The sequence below is a fragment of the Sphingomonas sp. J315 genome, assembly GCF_024666595.1.
Taxonomy (GTDB): Bacteria; Pseudomonadota; Alphaproteobacteria; order Sphingomonadales; family Sphingomonadaceae; genus Sphingomonas.
On sequence record NZ_CP088296.1, the window covers coordinates 2,553,234 to 2,570,170 of the forward strand.

The window sequence follows — 16,937 nt, forward strand, 5'->3', positions numbered from 1 at the left end:
TGCTCAAATAACACGCTTGGAGACTGCGATGAAATCGATCTGGCTGACGCTTCCGCTCGCGGCGACTCTCGCCGCCTGTGGCGGAGAGGGCGAGGGGACCAGCATCTCGATCCAGGGCGACAATGGTTCGGTCACCGCCCAGGCCGACAAGGACGGCAAGGTGTCGGTCAAGGCACCCGGCTTCGAAGGATCGATCAAACTGCCCAAATTCACCATCGGCGCGGAGAATTTCGAGGTCGATGGGGTCAAGCTCTATCCCGGCGCGACGATCGCCAGCTTGAATGTCGACGACCGTCAGGACAACGGGAATGGCGGGGTAAAGGTCACGTTCGACGCCCCCGCCGAAGCGGCACGCGTACGCGACTGGTTCCGCGAGCAGATGGAAGGGGCGGGCTTTACCGTCACTGGCAATCGCGACGAACTGACCGGCAAGACCAAATCCGGCAGCCCCTATACGCTCAAGATCGACGGGGCGGGCGACGCCAAGAGCCGCGGGACGCTTACGGTCTCGGGGAACTGATCTTCCAACCCGCCGTCCGTGCGTAGGCGGACGGCGCAGCGGGAGGGGCGCACGGCACCCGCGCCCCTCCCGCGCTTTCATATCCGGGATTTCCCGCCCCTGTTCGATCGTCACCAAGGCGACTATCTGAGGGAGATTCGTTTCCCGGAGTCGCTTTGAAATGCCCGATACCGTTCTCGCCCAGGTTCCGCTCGTCAGCCTCGCCGATCAGGCAAGCGACCCAGAGGGCTTCGCTGCCGCGCTGGGCGGGTCGTTCGAGCGGTTCGGCTTTGCGATGGTTGCCGACCACGGCATCCCACAGGATCTGGTCGACCGCGCCTGGGCAATGACCAAGGCATTTTTCGACCTGCCCGAAGATGTGAAGCGCAGCTATTTCATCGCGGGCGGCGGCGGTGCGCGCGGCTATACCCCGTTCAAGACCGAGATCGCCAAGGGCGCGACCCATGTCGACCTCAAGGAATTCTGGCATGTCGGGCGCGAGCTGGCGGCGGGGCATCGCTTCAGCGATCTGATGGCGGCCAATGTCTGGCCCGACCAGCCCGAGGGATTCCGCGAGACCTTTATCGAGTTGTTCGCCGCGTTCGACGCGGCCGGCGACAAATTGCTGTCGGCGATCGCCGTTCATCTCGGCCTCGCGCCCGACTGGTTCGACCATGCGGTGAAGGACGGCAATTCGGTGCTGCGCCTGCTCCATTATCCGCCGGTGACCGAGGATGCGCCGAACGTGCGCGCCGGCGCGCATGAGGACATCAACCTCATCACCCTGTTGCTCGGCGCCGAAGAGGCGGGGCTCGAACTGCTCGAAAAAGATGGCGAATGGCTGCCGGTCAAGCCGCCCGAGGGCGCGCTGGTGGTCAATGTCGGCGACATGCTCCAGCGGCTGACCAACCATGTCCTGCCCTCGACCACCCATCGCGTGGTGAACCCGCCGGTCGAGCGGCGCGGCCATTCGCGCTATTCGATGCCCTTCTTCCTCCACCCCGCACCCGATTTCCTGATCAAGGCGCTGCCCCAGACCGTGACGGCCGAGAACCCGGAGCGCGAGCCGCCGATCACCGCGCACGACTATCTGGCGGAGCGGCTGGCCGAGATCGGGCTGACCAAGAAGTAGGCACCGCTCGCGGTTTGTCTCACTCGGCAATCCATGGTACCTCCGGCTACCCAAAACGGTCGGAGCGTGCCCATGCGTATGTTGCTTTCCGTAACCCTGATCGCCCTTGCAGCTCCGTCGGTGTCTGCGCAGAGCGCCGATGCGATGATGCCGCACCCTGGACAATATATGGAACCGCTGGGATCGGACTGGTCGCAGCGCTCTGCCGAGAAGACCGCCGACAAGTTCGGCCAGTGCGTTGTGCGGCGTGAGCCGGTCGCTGCGGCTGCGTTCATCGACCGTGCGCTGGCCGAACGGGCAATCCCCGCCAAGCCGGCGGCACTCCAGGCTGCGGTTCAGGCGTGCATGCCCCGGCGCGTGTGGGCCGAGACGGCGCAGTATGTTCTGCGTGAGCAGGACACCGCGATTTTCCGCGCCGTGCGGAACAGCCGGAATAGGCACGCCGCAAACTAAGGTTGTGTTCCCAATCGGGCGCTGATCCAGTAACGCGCTGCTCCTGAACTGGAGTAGCCGATGACCGAACCGTTGCGCGTCGCCCTTGCCGGACTTGGAACCGTTGGCGCGGGCGTCATTCGCCTGATCGATGCCAATGCCGATCTGATCGCGCGGCGTGCGGGGCGGCCGATCGAGATCGTCGCGGTCTCTGCGCGCGACCGGACCAAGGATCGCGGCGTCGACATCACGCGCTTCGACTGGGTCGACGACATGCGCGAGCTGGCGCAGCATCCGCGCGCGGACGTCGTTGTCGAACTGATCGGCGGGTCCGACGGCCCGGCACTCGCGCTCGCCCGCGCGACGCTGGCGGCGGGCAAGGGGCTGGTCACCGCGAACAAGGCGATGATCGCGCATCACGGGCTGGAGCTGGCAAAGGTCGCCGAACAGGCCGACACGCCGATGAAGTTCGAGGCAGCGGTCGCGGGTGGCGTGCCCGTCATCAAGGGGCTGCGCGAGGGCGCGGCGGCGAACGTGATCGACCGCGTCTATGGCATCCTCAACGGCACCTGCAATTTCATCCTGTCGAAGATGGAGGCGGAGGGGCGCGATTTCGCCGAAGTGCTGGCCGAGGCGCAGGCCAAGGGTTTTGCCGAGGCGGACCCGAGCTTCGACATCGACGGCGTCGATGCCGCGCACAAATTGTCGATCCTCGCCAGTCTCGCCTTCGGCACCCAGCCGGCGTTCGGCGATGTCGCGATCCATGGCATCCGCAACCTGATTGCCGCCGACATCGCCGAGGCGGCGGCGCTCGGCTATCGCGTACGCCTGCTCGGTATCGCCGACCTGAATGGCGACGGGCTGTTCCAGCGCGTCCACCCGCACCTTGTCCCGCTCGCCCATCCGCTCGCGCATGTCACGGGCGCGACCAATGCCGTGGTGGCGGAGGGCAATTTTGTCGGTCGTCTACTTTTTCAAGGCGCAGGTGCAGGCGACGGTCCGACCGCAAGCGCAGTCGTCGCCGACTTGATCGACATCGCCCGAACCGAATTCGGCCCCCCCTATGCAATGCCCGCCGCCAGCCTGGCCAAAGAACCCGCCGCGCCGAGCGGGGAGCGGCGGGGCCGCGCCTATCTGCGTTTCACCGTCCCCGACAAGGTCGGCGTGCTGGCCGAGATCGCGGCGGCGATGCGCGACGCGGGCGTGTCGATCGAATCGCTGATTCAGCGCGGCGCGATGGCCGACGGCAGCGTCCTGCTCGCGATCGTGACGCACGAAGGGCCCGAACGCTGCGTCGCCCAGGCGCTCGAAAAGCTGCGTGGCTCGCAGAGCCTCGCGGGCGAGCCGATGTGGATGCACATCCTCGGCGAGTGAGGGCGGCTTAGGGCGCCGGTTCGCGCTTGCGCACCACCTTGCCGTCAAAGCCCATGGAGGCCGTCACGCCGACCATTCCGCCGCATTGCGTCAGGAAAGGACCGGATACGCCGCACTGGAACATGGTGTCCTCCAGCACCCGTTCGGTCTCTGCCGGGCGGTTGTCGATCGCGCGCGCGGTGACGAAGGGGACGCGGTATTTCTTGTCCGCCTCGCGCGCGGCGCAGATCGTCACCTCGTCGGGATCGGCGGTCTTCTCGCACGGGATCACCGCGCGCGTCTTTTCGCGATAGCTGCGCAGCGGATCATCAGCGGCACCGGACTGAAATGCGAGGGCAAGCAGCAACAGGGGCATGGCGTCGGACCTCCCGCGCGGAGGCTAACATGATGCTCAGGTCTGCGAAATGGGATTCAGTCGGCGGCGGGGGAGGGCGCGGCGTCGCTCGCCAGCGCGATCTCGACATGGGCGCGGCCCCGGCGGACAATGCCCAGTTCGCGCGCGGCGGCTTCGGACAGGTCGAGAATGCGGCCCTTGTGGAACGGCCCGCGGTCATTGACGCGGACGATGACGCTGCGCCCGGTCGAGGGATCGGTAACGCGCAGCTTCGTACCGAACGGCAGGCTGCGGTGCGCGGCGGTCATGCCGTCGGGGTCGAACCGCTCGCCGCTGGCGGTACGGTTGCCGGCATGGGCGTCGCCATAATAACTCGCCATGCCGCTCGCCAGAACGGCCGATGCGCTGGAAGCGGGGGCGGTCGGAGCGGCATCCCGCGCCGCGACAGGCGCGGCGGCGATCAGCAATGCGACAGCGATGATGTCCCGCATGGTCCCCGGCCCCTTTCGGTCCGGGGGTGAAACAGAGACGGCGCCGGACGGCAATCCGTCCAGCGCCGCGCTGTTTGGATTCTGCGATCAGACGTCGAGATTGGCGACGCTGAGCGCGTTTTCCTGGATGAATTCGCGGCGCGGTTCGACGACATCGCCCATCAGGCGGGTGAAGATCTCGTCCGCGACATCGGCCTGATCGACCTGCACAACGAGCATCGAGCGGTTGGCCGGATCGAGCGTGGTTTCCCACAGCTGTTCGGCGTTCATCTCGCCCAGTCCCTTGTAGCGCTGGATCGACAGGCCCTTGCGGCCGGAAGCGAGGATCGCGTCGAGCAGCTCGCTCGGGCGCGCGACGAGGGTCTCGCCCTTTGCGGCGGCGACGGGGAGTTCCTCTTCGCCTTCCGCAACCGGTGCCGCTTCTTCAGCCTGCGCCACCTTCGCGGAGACCAGCTTGGCGATCTGCGCATAGCTGTCGGCCTGTTCGGCGGCGAGCGCGTGGAGCTTGCGCCCTTCGGCCGAGGTCAGGAACGCGGCTTCGATGATGTGGTGATCGGTCACGCCGCGCCACCAGCGCTCGAAATGGAAGCCGCCATCCTCGGTCACCCGCGCGGTCCAGCGCGCATCGCTGTCGGTGAGGTCGAGCCGCTGCGTCACCGCCGCCAGCCGCTCGCCGCGCTGCTCGCGGGTCGCTTCGGGATCAAGCGCGCGGCCCAGTGCCAGCGCCTCGATGATCGAGGAATCGTAGCGGCGGGGGACATAACGCATCAGCGTCTTCATGCGACGCGCATGGTCGACAAGGCCCGCCAGGTCTTCGCCGAAGCGCGGTCCGTCGGCGGTTTCCAGCCGGTTGCCCGCGACCCCCGCCTCGACGAGGTAATCGTCGAGCGCGGCATCGTCCTTCAGATACACTTCCGACCGGCCCTTTGTCGCCTTGTACAGCGGCGGCTGGGCGATGAAGAGGTGCCCGTTTTCGATGATCTCGGGCATCTGGCGGTAGAAGAAGGTGAGCAGCAAAGTGCGGATATGCGCGCCGTCCACGTCGGCGTCGGTCATGATGACGATTTTGTGATAGCGCAGCTTTTCGAGGTTGAAGTCGTCGCGCCCGATGCCGGTGCCCATCGCCTGGATCAGCGTGCCGATTTCCTTGGACGACAGCATCCGGTCGAAACGCGCGCGCTCGACGTTGAGGATCTTGCCGCGCAGCGGGAGGATCGCCTGGAAATGGCGGTCGCGGCCCTGCTTCGCCGAGCCGCCGGCCGAGTCACCCTCGACCAGGAACAGTTCGGACTTGGCCGGATCGCGCTCCTGACAATCGGCGAGCTTGCCGGGGAGCGAGGCGATATCCATCACGCCCTTGCGCCGGGTCAGCTCGCGCGCCTTCTTCGCGGCCTCGCGTGCAGCGGCGGCGTCGATCACCTTCTGGATGATCGCACGGGCGAGCGCGGGATTTTCCTCCAGCCAGTCGGACATCTTGTCGGCCATCAGCGCTTCGAGCGGCTGGCGGACTTCCGACGACACCAGCTTGTCCTTGGTCTGGCTGCTGAACTTGGGATCGGGCAGCTTGACCGAGACGATCGCGGTAAGCCCCTCGCGCATGTCGTCGCCGGTCAGCGTGACCTTCTCCTTTTTGAGGAGGCCTGACTTGTCGGCATAATTGTTGATGGTGCGGGTCAGCGCCGCGCGGAACGCGGCGAGGTGGGTGCCGCCGTCACGCTGGGGGATGTTGTTGGTGAAGCAGAGGACGTTTTCGTAATAGCTGTCGTTCCACTCCAGCGCGACGTCGATGCCGATATCGTCGCGCTGCCCGTTGACCGAGATCGGTTCGGGGAAGAGCGGCGACTTGTTGCGGTCGAGCCACTCCACGAATGCGGCGATCCCGCCTTCGTAAAAGAGTTCGACTTCCTTGACCTCTTCATGACGCGCGTCGCGCAGGAACAGGCGCACGCCCGAGTTCAGGAACGCTAGCTCGCGATAGCGATGCTCGAGCTTGTCGAAATCATATTCGATCTGGTTCTTGAACGTGCCGCCATCGCCCGGCGTCTTTTCGGTCGAGGCGAGGAAGGTCACGCGCGTGCCCTTCTTGCCGTTCGCCGGGCCGATCACCTTGAGCGGGGCGACGGCATCGCCATAGGCAAAGCGCATGTAATGCTCTTCGCCATCGCGCCAGATGTTGAGATCGAGCCATTCGGACAGCGCGTTGACCACCGACACGCCGACGCCGTGCAGACCGCCGGAGACCTTGTAAGCGTTGTCGTCCGACGTGTTTTCGAACTTACCGCCGGCGTGGAGCTGGGTCATGATGACCTCGGCCGCCGATACGCCTTCTTCGGAGTGGATGCCGGTCGGGATGCCGCGGCCATTGTCCTCGACCGAAACCGAACCATCGGCGTTCAGCTGGATGATGATCTTGTCGCAATGCCCGGCCAGAGCTTCGTCGATCGCGTTGTCGCTGACCTCGAACACCATGTGGTGCAGGCCCGATCCGTCATCGGTGTCGCCGATATACATGCCGGGCCGCTTGCGCACCGCGTCGAGGCCCTTGAGGACCTTGATGCTGTCGGCGCCGTAGGCGTTGGAGTTGGGAGCGGAATCGGTGGTGTTGTTGTCGTCTGATGCCATGCCCAGCATATAGGGTCCGCAGTCACAAAACGGAAGCGAAATGGGCCTTAAGCGGGGTGGATCGCGCCGTCCCGAACGCTGAGCCGGGTGGCGGCTCCTGCCTCGGCGAATAGCTCAGGTTCGGTGCCCGTCATCCACACCTGACCGCGTCCCGCGAGACGCTCAAACAGCGCCGCTCGACGCGGGGGGTCGAGATGCGCAGCAACCTCGTCGAGTAGCAGGATCGGCGCGCGCTGGGTCCGATCGGCGACCAGTTCGGCATGGGCGAGGATGATGGCGAGCAGCAGCGCCTTTTGCTCGCCGGTCGAACAGAGATGCGCGGCCTGGCCCTTGCCGAGATGCGTGACCGCAAGATCCTGACGATGCGGGCCGATCAGCGTGCGCGCGGCGGCGGCGTCGCGGGAGCGGCCGACTCGCAGGCGCGCGGCGAGGTCGGTCGCATCGTCACCCTCGATGGCAAGGCCCGCGCGGGCGAACGGCCCTTCGGGTTGCGCGATGAGACGATCGGAGAGCTGGGCAACGGTGGTGCGGCGCGCCGCGTCGATTGCCGCGCCATGCTCGGCCATGCGCGCCTCCAGCGCAGTCAGCCAGTCGGGATCGGCGGGCTCCTCTGCCCCCAGCAGCCGGTTGCGCTCGCGCATCGCGGCTTCGTAGCGGGCGCTGTGATGCGCGTGGCCCGGCGCTAGCGCGAGGGCGAGTCGGTCGAGGAAGCGCCGCCGCTCGCTTGCCGGTTCGGCGAACAGCCGGTCCATCGCGGGCGTGAGCCACAGCACGGTCAGCCACTCGCCGAGCGACGTTGCTGCGGCGGTCGCGCCGTTGACGCGGACGATGCGGCGCTCGGGCGAGGCGGCTTGAGTGCCGGTCCCGATCTCGACCTCACCATCGAGCTGCGCGGCCACCCCGAACCCGCCGCTGCCGCCCTGTCGCGCCATTTCGGCCAATGGCGCGCGGCGCAGGCCGCGACCGGGGGCGAGGAGTGACACGGCCTCCAGCACATTGGTCTTACCCGCGCCGTTGTCGCCAGCCAGCACGGTGAACCCAGCACCTGGGGTCAGGATCGTGTCACGATGATTGCGGAAATCGGTGAGGACGAGGCGGGTGAGGGCCATCAGAGTGCCCTAGCCATTCCCGAGAGCGTGCGATAGCGCCGACGGTCTGGCCGCGCGTCAGATTCCCTGCACGCCCTTGTCGCGCAGTTCGGCCTGTGCCGCGCGGTACAGGACCGGGTCACCGATGTTAAGCCGCGCTCGCACCGCGTCGAGCGGTTCGGCGAGCAGCACCTCATAATCCTCGCCCGACAACCAGTGCGCGGCCTTGCCGTGGCGATAGCCTTCGCGCACCGCCTTGGCGAAGCTGCGCGATCCGGTGACGCGCAGGCTCTTGAGCGCCGCACCGAGCGCGATGAACGCCCAGCCGAGCCCGCGGGTCTGGGCATAAGAGAAGGCGACGAGGCACGCCTCGCCCAATGGCTCGTCCGCCTGATAACCGGTGATGACATGCCAGATGTCATGGATGTCGCGCTCGCGCCGACCATACCAGGCGTGGGGATGCTCGATCCCGCGCTCGACATCGGCATCGGCATAGCTGACATCGGCCAGCCCCTGCGCCGAATAGCCGGTACGGTCGAGAAACGCGCGATAGGCTGCACCGACGCTGCCCTCGGGCAGCGAATCGAGCCAGGCCCGGTCGGAGAATTTCTCCGCCAGCTCGGTGCGGCGATAGGCGATGCGCCCGCCATTCGGCGTGGTCAGCAGCTTGCGATAATTCTTGCCCACCGTGTCGCCGTTGAGCGCACGCATGATGCGGAACACCTGCACGGTGTCGTCGCCATTGGAAAGCAGGCGGCGCAATGCGGTGAGCGCCGTTCCCCATTCGCGCTTGCGGGGCTTGCTCCAGTCGATTGCCTGCGTTGCCATATCCGACCGTCCTTACTGACAGTCGTGTAAATAAGTGATTAGCGCGGGCGACGCAAGAGGGTGCGATTACACCCGCATCGGCATCAGCACATAGAGCGCGGGCGACTTGTCATTCTCGCGGATCAGCGTCGGCGCGGCGGCGTCGGCGAGGTGGACTTCGACCAGGTCGCTCTCGATTTGGCCGAGAATGTCCATCAGATAGCGTGAGTTGAAGCCGATCTCGAACGGCTGGGCTGCATATTCGCCGGGGACGTCTTCGGCCGCGGTGCCGTTGTCGGGGCTGGTCACCGACAAAGTAATCCGGTCGCGGTCGAGCGCCATCTTCACCGCGCGGGTCTTTTCCGTCGCGATGGTCGAGACGCGATCGACGCCCTGCATGAAGCTGCGCGGGTCGATCTTGAGAATCTTGTCGTTTCCGGTCGGGATGACGCGGCTGTAATCGGGGAAGGTGCCGTCGATCAGCTTCGACGTCAGGATCGCGGCGCCCAGGTCGAAGCGGATCTTCGATCCCGACAGCGACACGCCGACCGACCCGTCGACTTCGTCGAGCAGCTTGCGCAGCTCGGCCACGCACTTACGCGGCACGATCACGTCGGGCATCGCCTCGGCCCCCTCGGGGCGCGGCACGGTGACGCGGGCGAGACGGTGGCCGTCGGTCGCGGCGGCCTTCAGCATGTCGTCGGCGACGTGGAGGAAGATGCCGTTGAGATAGTAGCGCGTCTCTTCGGTCGAGATCGCGAATCGGGTCTTGTCGATGATCTGCTTGAGCGTTTCGGCCGGCAGCTCGAACACGGTGGGCAATTCGCCCTCCGCGATCACCGGGAAATCGTCGCGCGGCAGCGTGCCGAGTTCGAACTTGGCGCGGCCGGCATTGACCTTGATCTTGCCCTCCGCTGCGGTGAGTTCGACCTGCGACCCTTCGGGCAGCTTGCGCGCGATGTCGAACAAAGTGTGCGCGGGGACGGTGATTGCGCCGGCCTGATCCACCGCGGCAGGAACCGTTTCGTCGATCTGCAGGTCGAGATCGGTCGCCATCAGGCGGAGCGATCCGTCGAGCGATGCCTCGATCAGCACGTTGGATAGGATCGGAATGGTATTGCGCCGCTCGACCACCGATTGGACGTGGCTGAGGCCCCTGAGGAGCGTGGCGCGTTCGATCGTCGCTTTCATGTGTATTCCAAACCCCCGGGCGGCCGCCCAAATTCAACTGACGGCGCGTGGATTGCCGTCGGAAGTTCGAGATATCCTTAACGTGAAAAAGGGCTGGAGCAAGCCGCTCCAGCCCTTCGCGTCATTCATTTGTGGATGGCGGGCCGCTCAGAAACGGAAGCCAACGCCCACCGCGACCTGATGCCGATCGGTATCGATGTCGAAATCCTCGGTGATCGCGCCATTGTCATATTCGAAATTCGCCTTCGAATAGTTGGAATAGCGATATTCGAGCTTGGCATAGGTGTTGGTCCCGATCGCCTTCTCGACGCCAGCACCGATCCGCCAGCCGTCCAGCTCGAAATTCTCGCGCAGCTCGGTCGTGCCGTCGGTGGCGAGTACGTTCAGCCGTGCATTGGTGTAACCGCCCTTGGCATAGATCAGCGTGCTCGGCGAGGCGAGGACGCCGGCGCGCAGGCCGACATAGATATCCCGACCGGTGCCGACTTCGCCAAAGCCGAAGAAATTGGGGTCGGTCGACCGCGCCTCGACCTTACCGGTCGGATCGGACAGCTCCGCCTCGACGCCGACCACTGCGCCGCCGACGCCGATGTCGTAGCCCAGCTCGACGCCATAGAGGAAGCCGTCGACATTCTGGTCGTCGCCATCGATATCGCTGTCCTCGGTGCTGCCCGGACGGATGATGTCATAGCCGCCGACGACGCCGACGCGGAAGCCGGTGAAGGTCGGGTCGGTGCTGTCCTGGGCGAGAGCCGGAGCCGCGATCATGGTCGATGCGGCCAGTGCGGCGGCGATTGCGTAACGCATACAAAACTCCTTGTACTGGACCCGTTTGCGGGTCGGGAGGTCAAATGGCGCTGCGCCGCACAAGTTGCATGAACGCCGGATAAACGCGGAAAACCGTTGCCTTTTGGCCACACGGAACCCAAGCAATGCGGCTATGCGCAAGGGACGCGATTTTATTGCACGGCACGGCGAGACGGTGTTCAACGCGGCGCGGCGGTTGCAGGGCGATTACCCGCACACCCCGCTGACCCGCGCCGGATTCGCGCAGGCGGACGAGATGGGCCGCGCACTCGCCGGTCTGCTCGGGGCCGCGCCGGCGCTGACATTATGGGCGTCGAACACTGGGCGCGCGCTTCAGACGCTGGCTGTGATGGCCGAGCATCTCGAGCTCGACTGGCACGCGGCGCGGCAGGATGCACGGCTGACCGAGATCGGCATGGGGTGCTGGGGTGGACGCTATTATGACGAACTGGTTGCGGGCGATCTGCCAGTCCTCGCCGCGACCGGGCTGCTCTACCCCGCCCCCGATGGCGAGAGCTATTCCGAGATTGCGGCGCGCGTTTCGGCCTGGCTCGGCGACACGGATGAAGATCCCGGTGATCGCCTGATCGTCATGCACGGCATTTCCAGCCGGGTGCTGCGCGGGGTGATGACGGGGCAGGGCGCGCACCCTGAATTCGCGACCCCGATAGCGCCGGGCCTGCCGCAAGGTTCGGTGGTGATGATCGAGCGCGGAGTGGAGACGGTCGTGCATCTGGGCACCGGGCGAGCGCCGGCATGATCGCGCTGCTGCTCGCCGCTGCGTTTGCCGTGCAGGGGCAGGGACGCGAGTCTCTCGGCGTGTTCGACGGCTGGGGGGCGTTCCGCGACGCAGCGCCGGCGCGCTGCTACGCGATCGGCCAGCCAGTACGGGGCAGAGCTGGAGCATTTGCCAGCATCGCCAACTGGCCGCGATCCGGCGCGCGCAACCAGTTCCATGTTCGACTGAGCCGCGCCCGCGATCCGCGTGCCAAGGTGACGTTGGCGATCGGGGAGCGGCGGTTCGAACTGATCGCCGGGGCAAGCGATGCCTGGGCACCCGATCCGCGCACCGATCGCGCAATCGTCGCCGCGATCCGTTCAAGCCGGTCGATGAGCGTCGAGAGCGTCGCGCGCGGCGGCGGCGCCTTTGCCGATGTCTATGCGCTCAAGGGCGCGGCGACCGCGATCGACGCCGCCGCGATGGGTTGCGCGCGGCGGTAAGGCCGCGCGCTGGCCGATTATTGCTGCTGGCCTGGCGTCGGGCTTGGCGTCGGTGCCGGAGCGCCTGTCTGCTGCCCGTCGCGCACGGCGATGATCTCGGCCTGGACCTTCTCCTTCACCGTCGGGTCGCTCTGGGCGAGCGTAGCGATCTGGTTGAACCGCGCCGTTTCAAGTCCTGCAGCGGTCACCGCCTCAGTCATTTTGGCGGTCTTGTCGGCGGCGGGAATCGACACATCCTTGGTGACGGCATCGGCGGCGAGCGCAGCCTTGGCGAACATCTTGATCTCGGCGTCGGTGACCGGGGCGGGGGTCGCCGTTTCGGTCTGGGTAGGCGGAGCTGCGGGCGCGGCGGTCTGGGCGATGGCAGGCGAGGCGATCAAAGCGGACGCGGCCAGCGCCCAGCGGGTCAAATGGGTCAAGGTGAAACTCCAAAGTCATTGGAAACAAAGCGTCTGGGACGCGCACCACAAGAATTTGAGACCCCAACCCAGATGCGCAACCCTTCCTCGGCGGGCCGTGGCTCCCCCGGGATGGGCGGGGCATGGAAATGCGGCGTCACTTCCGCTATAGGCGCGCCATGCAGTCAGTCTCGTCGCCTCCCATGCCCATCCCCGGGCACATCGATCCCGTGCCCGTTCCGCGCAGCCTGAAACCGCGTGCCGATGGGCGCATCGACCTGCTCGGCCTGTCCAAGGCGGACCTGCGCATGGCGCTGGAGACGGCGCAGCTTGAGCCGAAACAGGCCAAGTTGCGCGCGAAGCAATTGTGGCACTGGATCTATCATCGCGGGGCCACCGATTTCGCGCTGATGACCGATATTTCCAAGGCGATGCAGCCCTGGCTGGCGCAGCGATTCGTAATCTCGCGGCCCGAGGTGGTCGAAGCGCAGGTATCGACCGACGGAACGCGCAAATGGCTGCTGCGGTCCGACGACGGTCAAGATTACGAGATGGTGTTCATCCCCGACGCTGATCGGGGCACCCTGTGCGTATCGTCGCAGGTCGGCTGTACGCTCAACTGTCGCTTTTGCCACACCGGCACGATGCGGCTCGTCCGCAACCTCGAACCCGGCGAAATCGTCGGGCAGGTGATGCTGGCGCGCGACGCGCTGGGCGAGTGGCCGAGCCAGCCCGAGGGACGGATGCTCACCAACATCGTGATGATGGGGATGGGCGAGCCGCTCTATAATTTCGACAATGTCCGCGATTCGTTGAAGATCGTGATGGACGGCGACGGGATCGCGTTGTCGAAGCGACGCATCACCTTGTCGACCAGCGGCGTCGTGCCGATGATGGCGCGCGCGGGGAGGAGATCGGGGTCAACCTCGCCGTCTCGCTCCATGCGGTGACCAAGGAAGTGCGCGACGAGATCGTGCCGTTGAACCGCAAATTCGGGATCGAGGAGCTGCTCCAGGCGTGCGCCGACTATCCCGGCGCGAACAATGCCCGGCGGATCACCTTCGAATATGTGATGCTCCGTGACAAGAACGACAGCGATGCCGATGCGCGTGAGCTGGTGCGGTTGATCAAGCAGTACAAGCTGCCCGCCAAGGTCAACCTGATCCCGTTCAACCCCTGGCCCGGCGCGCCCTATGAATGCTCGACGCCCGAGCGGATTCGCGCGTTTCAGGAGATCGTGTTCGGGGCCGGCATCTCCGCCCCGGCGCGCACCCCGCGCGGGCGCGACATCGATGCAGCCTGCGGTCAGCTCAAGACGGCGAGCGAGAAGAAGAGCCGCGCCGAGCTGGACCGTCTGGCCGAGGAAAAGCAGGCGGCGCTAGGCTAAGGATGCGCCCCGGGCAACGGTCGCGGTGCGTCCGCCGATCCAGACATGGCCGTCGGCATTGATCCGTGCCGCGACTCGCCCATCACATCCGGTCATTCGGCCCTGCGCGGCGGTATAGCTGCCCTGCGCCAACCCGGCTTCGAACAGATATTGCGCGGTCGCTGCGTTGAGGCTGCCGGTCACTGGATCCTCGACCAGTCGGCCATTGCCGTCGGTGAAGAAGGCGCGCAGCTCGAACGCGATGTCGCTACCGTCGGGATGCGGGCCGACCAGCCCGATATCGGTGCCGACCGGCGCGCGCGCGGGCGGATCGACCGCGAGCACATCCGCCGCCGTGCGCAGCCGCAACAGCTGCCAGCCGGGCCCGTTATTCGCGTGAACCGCATCGACGATCGCCTCGGCTGGCACATTGGCGAGCCGTGCGGCCTCGGCGCGCTCGGTGTCGCTGAGCCGACCGGACCGGATCAGCGGCGGGGCGCGGAAGGATAGCATTTCGCCGTCGCGCGCGATCGGGACCAGCCCCGCGCCGCATTGCTGGACGATCAGCGCCGGATCGCGCGGTACGCCGCCTGCCTCAAGCCAGGCATGGCAGGTGCCAAGCGTGGGATGTCCGGCAAAGGGCAGTTCGCCCGCGGGGTAGAAGATGCGGACCTGATAATCCGCGCCCGGATCGGTGGCGGGGATCAGGAAGGTCGTTTCCGAAAAGCCCAGCCAGCGGGTCAGGGCAAGCATCGCATCGGCGTCCATCGCCGCGGCGTCGTGCACGACCGCCAGCGGGTTGCCGGTGTTTCCGTCCGCCCCGAATACGTCGACCAGATCGAGCTTCATCATATCCCCCGGTTTGTCCGTGCGGGACTTGTGGTGCCTGGCGGCATCCCGCAAGAGGCGGCACATGGATATGGCCGGACTATTCCTTGCCGCCGGGGCCGGCATATTGGGCGGCGCGATGAACGGGCTGGCGGGGGGGCGGTACGTTCGCCACGCTTCCGGCACTGATCGCGCTGGGCCTGCCCGCCAATATCGCCAATGCCACTTCCAACGTCGCGCTGCTGCCCGGCGCCGCGACCAGCGCATGGGGGTTTCGCGACGAGCTGGGGCCAGTAGCCGGGCTATCGGTGCTGCTGCTCGCCACCATCACCTTCACCGCCGGGCTGGCGGGCAGCCTGTTGCTGGTGCTGACGCCGAGTGACACGTTCGATGTAGTCATCCCCTGGTTGTTGCTGTTCGCGTTCGTCGTGATGGCGTTCGGGCGACGCGCGGCGGACTGGCTGCACGCGCGGGTGACGATCGGGCGGCGGACGCTGATCGGGGCGCAGGGGCTGCTCGGCATTTATGGCGGCTATTTCGGTGGCGGAGTGGGGCTGATGACCACCGCGATCTACGGGCTGCTCGCGAATATCGAGCCGCGCGGGCTGTTCGCGATCCGCACCTTGATGCTCGCGGTCGCCAACCTCGCCGCCGCGTTCGTGTTCATCGGCTTCGCGATGGTCGAGTGGCGCGCGTGTCTGCCGATGCTGGCCGGTTCGATCCTGGGCGGGTTCGGCGGCGCGGCGATCGGCAAGCGGATGTCGCCGGGCGTCGTGCGCGGTTGGACGTTGCTGGTGACGGCGGCGACGACGGTGATATTCTTCGTCCGTGCCTATGGATGATCCTTCCTCGACGGTGATTCGTCGCCACGCGCTGGCAACGCGGATCTGGCACTGGGTCACCGCAATCAGCGTGATCATCCTGCTGGGCAGCGGGCTGATGATCCTCAACGCGCACGGTCAGCTTTATTGGGGCGAATATGGCGCGAATTTCGACCGGCCCTGGTTCAAGCTGATCTGGTTCTTCGACACCGCGCGGGTGCCGGGATGGTTGACGATCCCCTCGACCTACAATCTTGCGCTGGCGCGGCGCTGGCACCTGTTCTTTGCGCTGGTGCTGGGGTTCGCGTTGCTGGCGTACATGATCGTCAGCCTGCTCAACCGGCATTTCCAGCGCGATCTGCGCATCCGGTGGAGCGATCTGTCGCGCGGGCACCTGCGCGCCGATCTCAAGGCGCATTGGGCGTTGCGTTTCCACGATCCGGAAAATCCCCGCGCGTACAATATCTTCCAGAAGGCGAGCTATGCGGCGGTGATCTTCGTCCTGCTCCCGCTAGTCATCTTCACCGGACTTGCCATGTCGCCGGGGATGAATGCGGCCTGGCCCTGGCTACTCGATGTCTTTGGCGGGCGACAGAGTGCGCGGTCGATCCATTTCATCGTCGCGATGCTGTTGGCGCTGTTCATCATCGTCCACCTGACGCTGGTGATCCTCGCCGGGCCGGTGAACGAGGTGCGATCGATGCTCACCGGCAAGTGGCGCGTGCCGCCGGAGGATGCGCCATGACTCTCATCACCCGCCGCAACCTGATCGTCGCGGGGGCGGGCGGGCTGCTCGCCGGATGCGACCGTGTCGGGAAGAGCGAGGCAGGGCGCGACATCTTGTTCAAGGCGGAGGCGGTGCATCGCAGCCTTCAGCGGGTCATCACCAACCGCAACGCGCTCGCGCGAGAATTTTCACCCGAAGACATGTCGCCGCGCTTCCGGTCGAACGGCACGCGCAACCCCGGCACGCCAGCCTATCAGGCGCTGGCGGCGAACCGCTTTGCCGACTGGCGGTTGCGCGTCGACGGGCTGGTCGCGCGTCCGCTCAGCCTGTCGCTCGACGACCTGCGGGCATTGCCGCAGCGCGCGCAGATCACGCGGCATGATTGCGTCGAGGGATGGAGCGCGATCGGCAAGTGGCAGGGACCGAAGCTGTCGGCGATCCTCGATGCGGCGGGTCTGCGCGATGGCGCGCGGTATCTGGTGTTCCACTGTGCCGACAGCCTGCGTGGTGGCGCCTATTATGAGTCGATCGACCTGATCGACGCCTTTCACCCGCAGACGATCCTGGCCTGGGCAATGAATGACCGAATCCTGCCGGTGGCGCATGGCGCGCCGGTGCGGCTGCGGGTCGAGCGACAGCTCGGCTACAAGCACGCCAAATATGTCATGCGGATCGAGGCAGTGGCGTCGCTGGACGGTGTCGGGCGCGGCAAGGGGGGGATATTGGGAGGATGTCGCTGATTACGAATGGTATGCGGGGATTTAGCTTCGCGGCTTAACCCCTTCGCACTTGCGAAGAA

General features: G+C 66.2%; 17 protein-coding genes and 2 pseudogenes. 10 read left to right on the plus strand and 9 right to left on the minus strand.

Annotated elements, in window-relative coordinates; all coding sequences use genetic code 11:
* Nucleotides 1-28 precede the first annotated feature (28 nt).
* From LRS08_RS13075 to LRS08_RS13090, 4 genes are all read left to right on the plus strand, one after another.
* Nucleotides 29-520, plus strand: coding sequence for a hypothetical protein (locus LRS08_RS13075; RefSeq protein WP_257843287.1), 492 nt, complete (start codon nt 29-31; stop codon nt 518-520).
* Between the two features lie 160 nt (nt 521-680).
* Nucleotides 681-1,631 carry an isopenicillin N synthase family oxygenase gene (locus LRS08_RS13080; RefSeq protein ID WP_257843286.1) on the plus strand — a complete coding sequence of 317 codons (951 nt, stop codon included), beginning with the start codon at nt 681-683 and terminating at the stop codon, nt 1,629-1,631.
* Between the two features lie 72 nt (nt 1,632-1,703).
* A complete protein-coding gene (locus LRS08_RS13085) occupies nt 1,704-2,084 on the plus strand; it encodes a hypothetical protein (RefSeq protein WP_257843285.1) in 381 nt (126 codons plus the stop codon).
* Between the two features lie 60 nt (nt 2,085-2,144).
* Nucleotides 2,145-3,437: a homoserine dehydrogenase gene (locus LRS08_RS13090; protein WP_260480816.1), complete on the plus strand. Its 1,293-nt coding sequence runs from the start codon at nt 2,145-2,147 to the stop codon at nt 3,435-3,437.
* A 7-nt stretch (nt 3,438-3,444) separates the two neighbouring features.
* Here the strand turns inward: LRS08_RS13090 and LRS08_RS13095 are convergent, their stop codons facing one another.
* The 7 genes from LRS08_RS13095 to LRS08_RS13125 all read right to left on the minus strand — a co-directional run bounded on the left by LRS08_RS13095 (nt 3,445) and on the right by LRS08_RS13125 (nt 10,777).
* Nucleotides 3,445-3,792, minus strand: coding sequence for a hypothetical protein (locus LRS08_RS13095; RefSeq protein ID WP_260480817.1), 348 nt, complete (start codon nt 3,790-3,792; stop codon nt 3,445-3,447).
* Between the two features lie 56 nt (nt 3,793-3,848).
* The gene (locus tag LRS08_RS13100; RefSeq protein WP_257843283.1) at nt 3,849-4,262 is read right to left on the minus strand and encodes a septal ring lytic transglycosylase RlpA family protein; all 414 of its coding nucleotides are present in this window, start codon (nt 4,260-4,262) and stop codon (nt 3,849-3,851) included.
* Nucleotides 4,263-4,349: 87 nt separating this feature from the next.
* The gene (gene gyrB / locus LRS08_RS13105) at nt 4,350-6,884 is read right to left on the minus strand and encodes a DNA topoisomerase (ATP-hydrolyzing) subunit B (RefSeq protein WP_260480818.1); all 2,535 of its coding nucleotides are present in this window, start codon (nt 6,882-6,884) and stop codon (nt 4,350-4,352) included.
* Nucleotides 6,885-6,931: 47 nt separating this feature from the next.
* On the minus strand, nt 6,932-7,993 hold the full coding sequence (gene recF, locus LRS08_RS13110) for a DNA replication/repair protein RecF (protein ID WP_260480819.1): 1,062 nt from the start codon (nt 7,991-7,993) through the stop codon (nt 6,932-6,934).
* A gap of 57 nt (nt 7,994-8,050) precedes the next feature.
* Nucleotides 8,051-8,800, minus strand: coding sequence for a ubiquinone biosynthesis protein COQ4 (locus tag LRS08_RS13115; protein ID WP_257843282.1), 750 nt, complete (start codon nt 8,798-8,800; stop codon nt 8,051-8,053).
* Nucleotides 8,801-8,866: 66 nt separating this feature from the next.
* The gene (gene dnaN, locus LRS08_RS13120) at nt 8,867-9,970 is read right to left on the minus strand and encodes a DNA polymerase III subunit beta (RefSeq protein ID WP_257843281.1); all 1,104 of its coding nucleotides are present in this window, start codon (nt 9,968-9,970) and stop codon (nt 8,867-8,869) included.
* A 147-nt stretch (nt 9,971-10,117) separates the two neighbouring features.
* On the minus strand, nt 10,118-10,777 hold the full coding sequence (locus tag LRS08_RS13125) for an outer membrane protein (RefSeq protein WP_260480820.1): 660 nt from the start codon (nt 10,775-10,777) through the stop codon (nt 10,118-10,120).
* Nucleotides 10,778-10,910: 133 nt separating this feature from the next.
* On the opposite strand from LRS08_RS13125, the gene LRS08_RS13130 reads away from it, so the two are divergent.
* Together LRS08_RS13130 and LRS08_RS13135 are read left to right on the plus strand one after the other, a co-directional pair.
* Entirely contained in the window at nt 10,911-11,537 is a 627-nt protein-coding gene (locus LRS08_RS13130) for a histidine phosphatase family protein (RefSeq protein ID WP_257843279.1), read from the plus strand.
* The gene (locus LRS08_RS13135) at nt 11,534-11,998 is read left to right on the plus strand and encodes a hypothetical protein (RefSeq protein ID WP_257843278.1); all 465 of its coding nucleotides are present in this window, start codon (nt 11,534-11,536) and stop codon (nt 11,996-11,998) included. The genes LRS08_RS13130 and LRS08_RS13135 overlap by 4 nt, the downstream gene beginning before the upstream one ends.
* A 17-nt stretch (nt 11,999-12,015) precedes the next feature.
* Here LRS08_RS13135 and LRS08_RS13140 read toward each other — a convergent pair whose 3' ends face one another.
* A complete protein-coding gene (locus LRS08_RS13140; protein WP_257843277.1) occupies nt 12,016-12,417 on the minus strand; it encodes a DUF4168 domain-containing protein in 402 nt (133 codons plus the stop codon).
* Between the two features lie 182 nt (nt 12,418-12,599).
* Between LRS08_RS13140 and rlmN the strand changes: the two are divergent.
* Nucleotides 12,600-13,783: pseudogene (rlmN, locus tag LRS08_RS13145) on the plus strand (23S rRNA (adenine(2503)-C(2))-methyltransferase RlmN).
* On the opposite strand, the gene LRS08_RS13150 reads toward rlmN, so the two are convergent.
* Nucleotides 13,775-14,614 (minus strand): PhzF family phenazine biosynthesis protein, encoded by an 840-nt coding sequence (locus LRS08_RS13150; RefSeq protein WP_312026617.1) that lies wholly within the window; start codon nt 14,612-14,614, stop codon nt 13,775-13,777. The pseudogene rlmN and the gene LRS08_RS13150 overlap by 9 nt on opposite strands.
* Before the next feature lie 188 nt (nt 14,615-14,802).
* Here LRS08_RS13150 and LRS08_RS13155 point away from each other — a divergent pair, with 188 nt between their 5' ends.
* The 3 genes and pseudogenes from LRS08_RS13155 (at nt 14,803) to LRS08_RS13165 (ending at nt 16,903) form a co-directional block, all read left to right on the plus strand.
* Nucleotides 14,803-15,432, plus strand: a complete 630-nt coding sequence (locus tag LRS08_RS13155; protein WP_260481682.1) for a sulfite exporter TauE/SafE family protein — start codon at nt 14,803-14,805, stop codon at nt 15,430-15,432.
* Nucleotides 15,425-16,156: a cytochrome b/b6 domain-containing protein gene (locus LRS08_RS13160; protein WP_257843268.1), complete on the plus strand. Its 732-nt coding sequence runs from the start codon at nt 15,425-15,427 to the stop codon at nt 16,154-16,156. The genes LRS08_RS13155 and LRS08_RS13160 overlap by 8 nt, the downstream gene beginning before the upstream one ends.
* A pseudogene (locus tag LRS08_RS13165) lies at nt 16,153-16,903 on the plus strand (molybdopterin-binding protein). The gene LRS08_RS13160 and the pseudogene LRS08_RS13165 overlap by 4 nt, the downstream one beginning before the upstream one ends.
* Nucleotides 16,904-16,937: the final 34 nt, after the last annotated feature.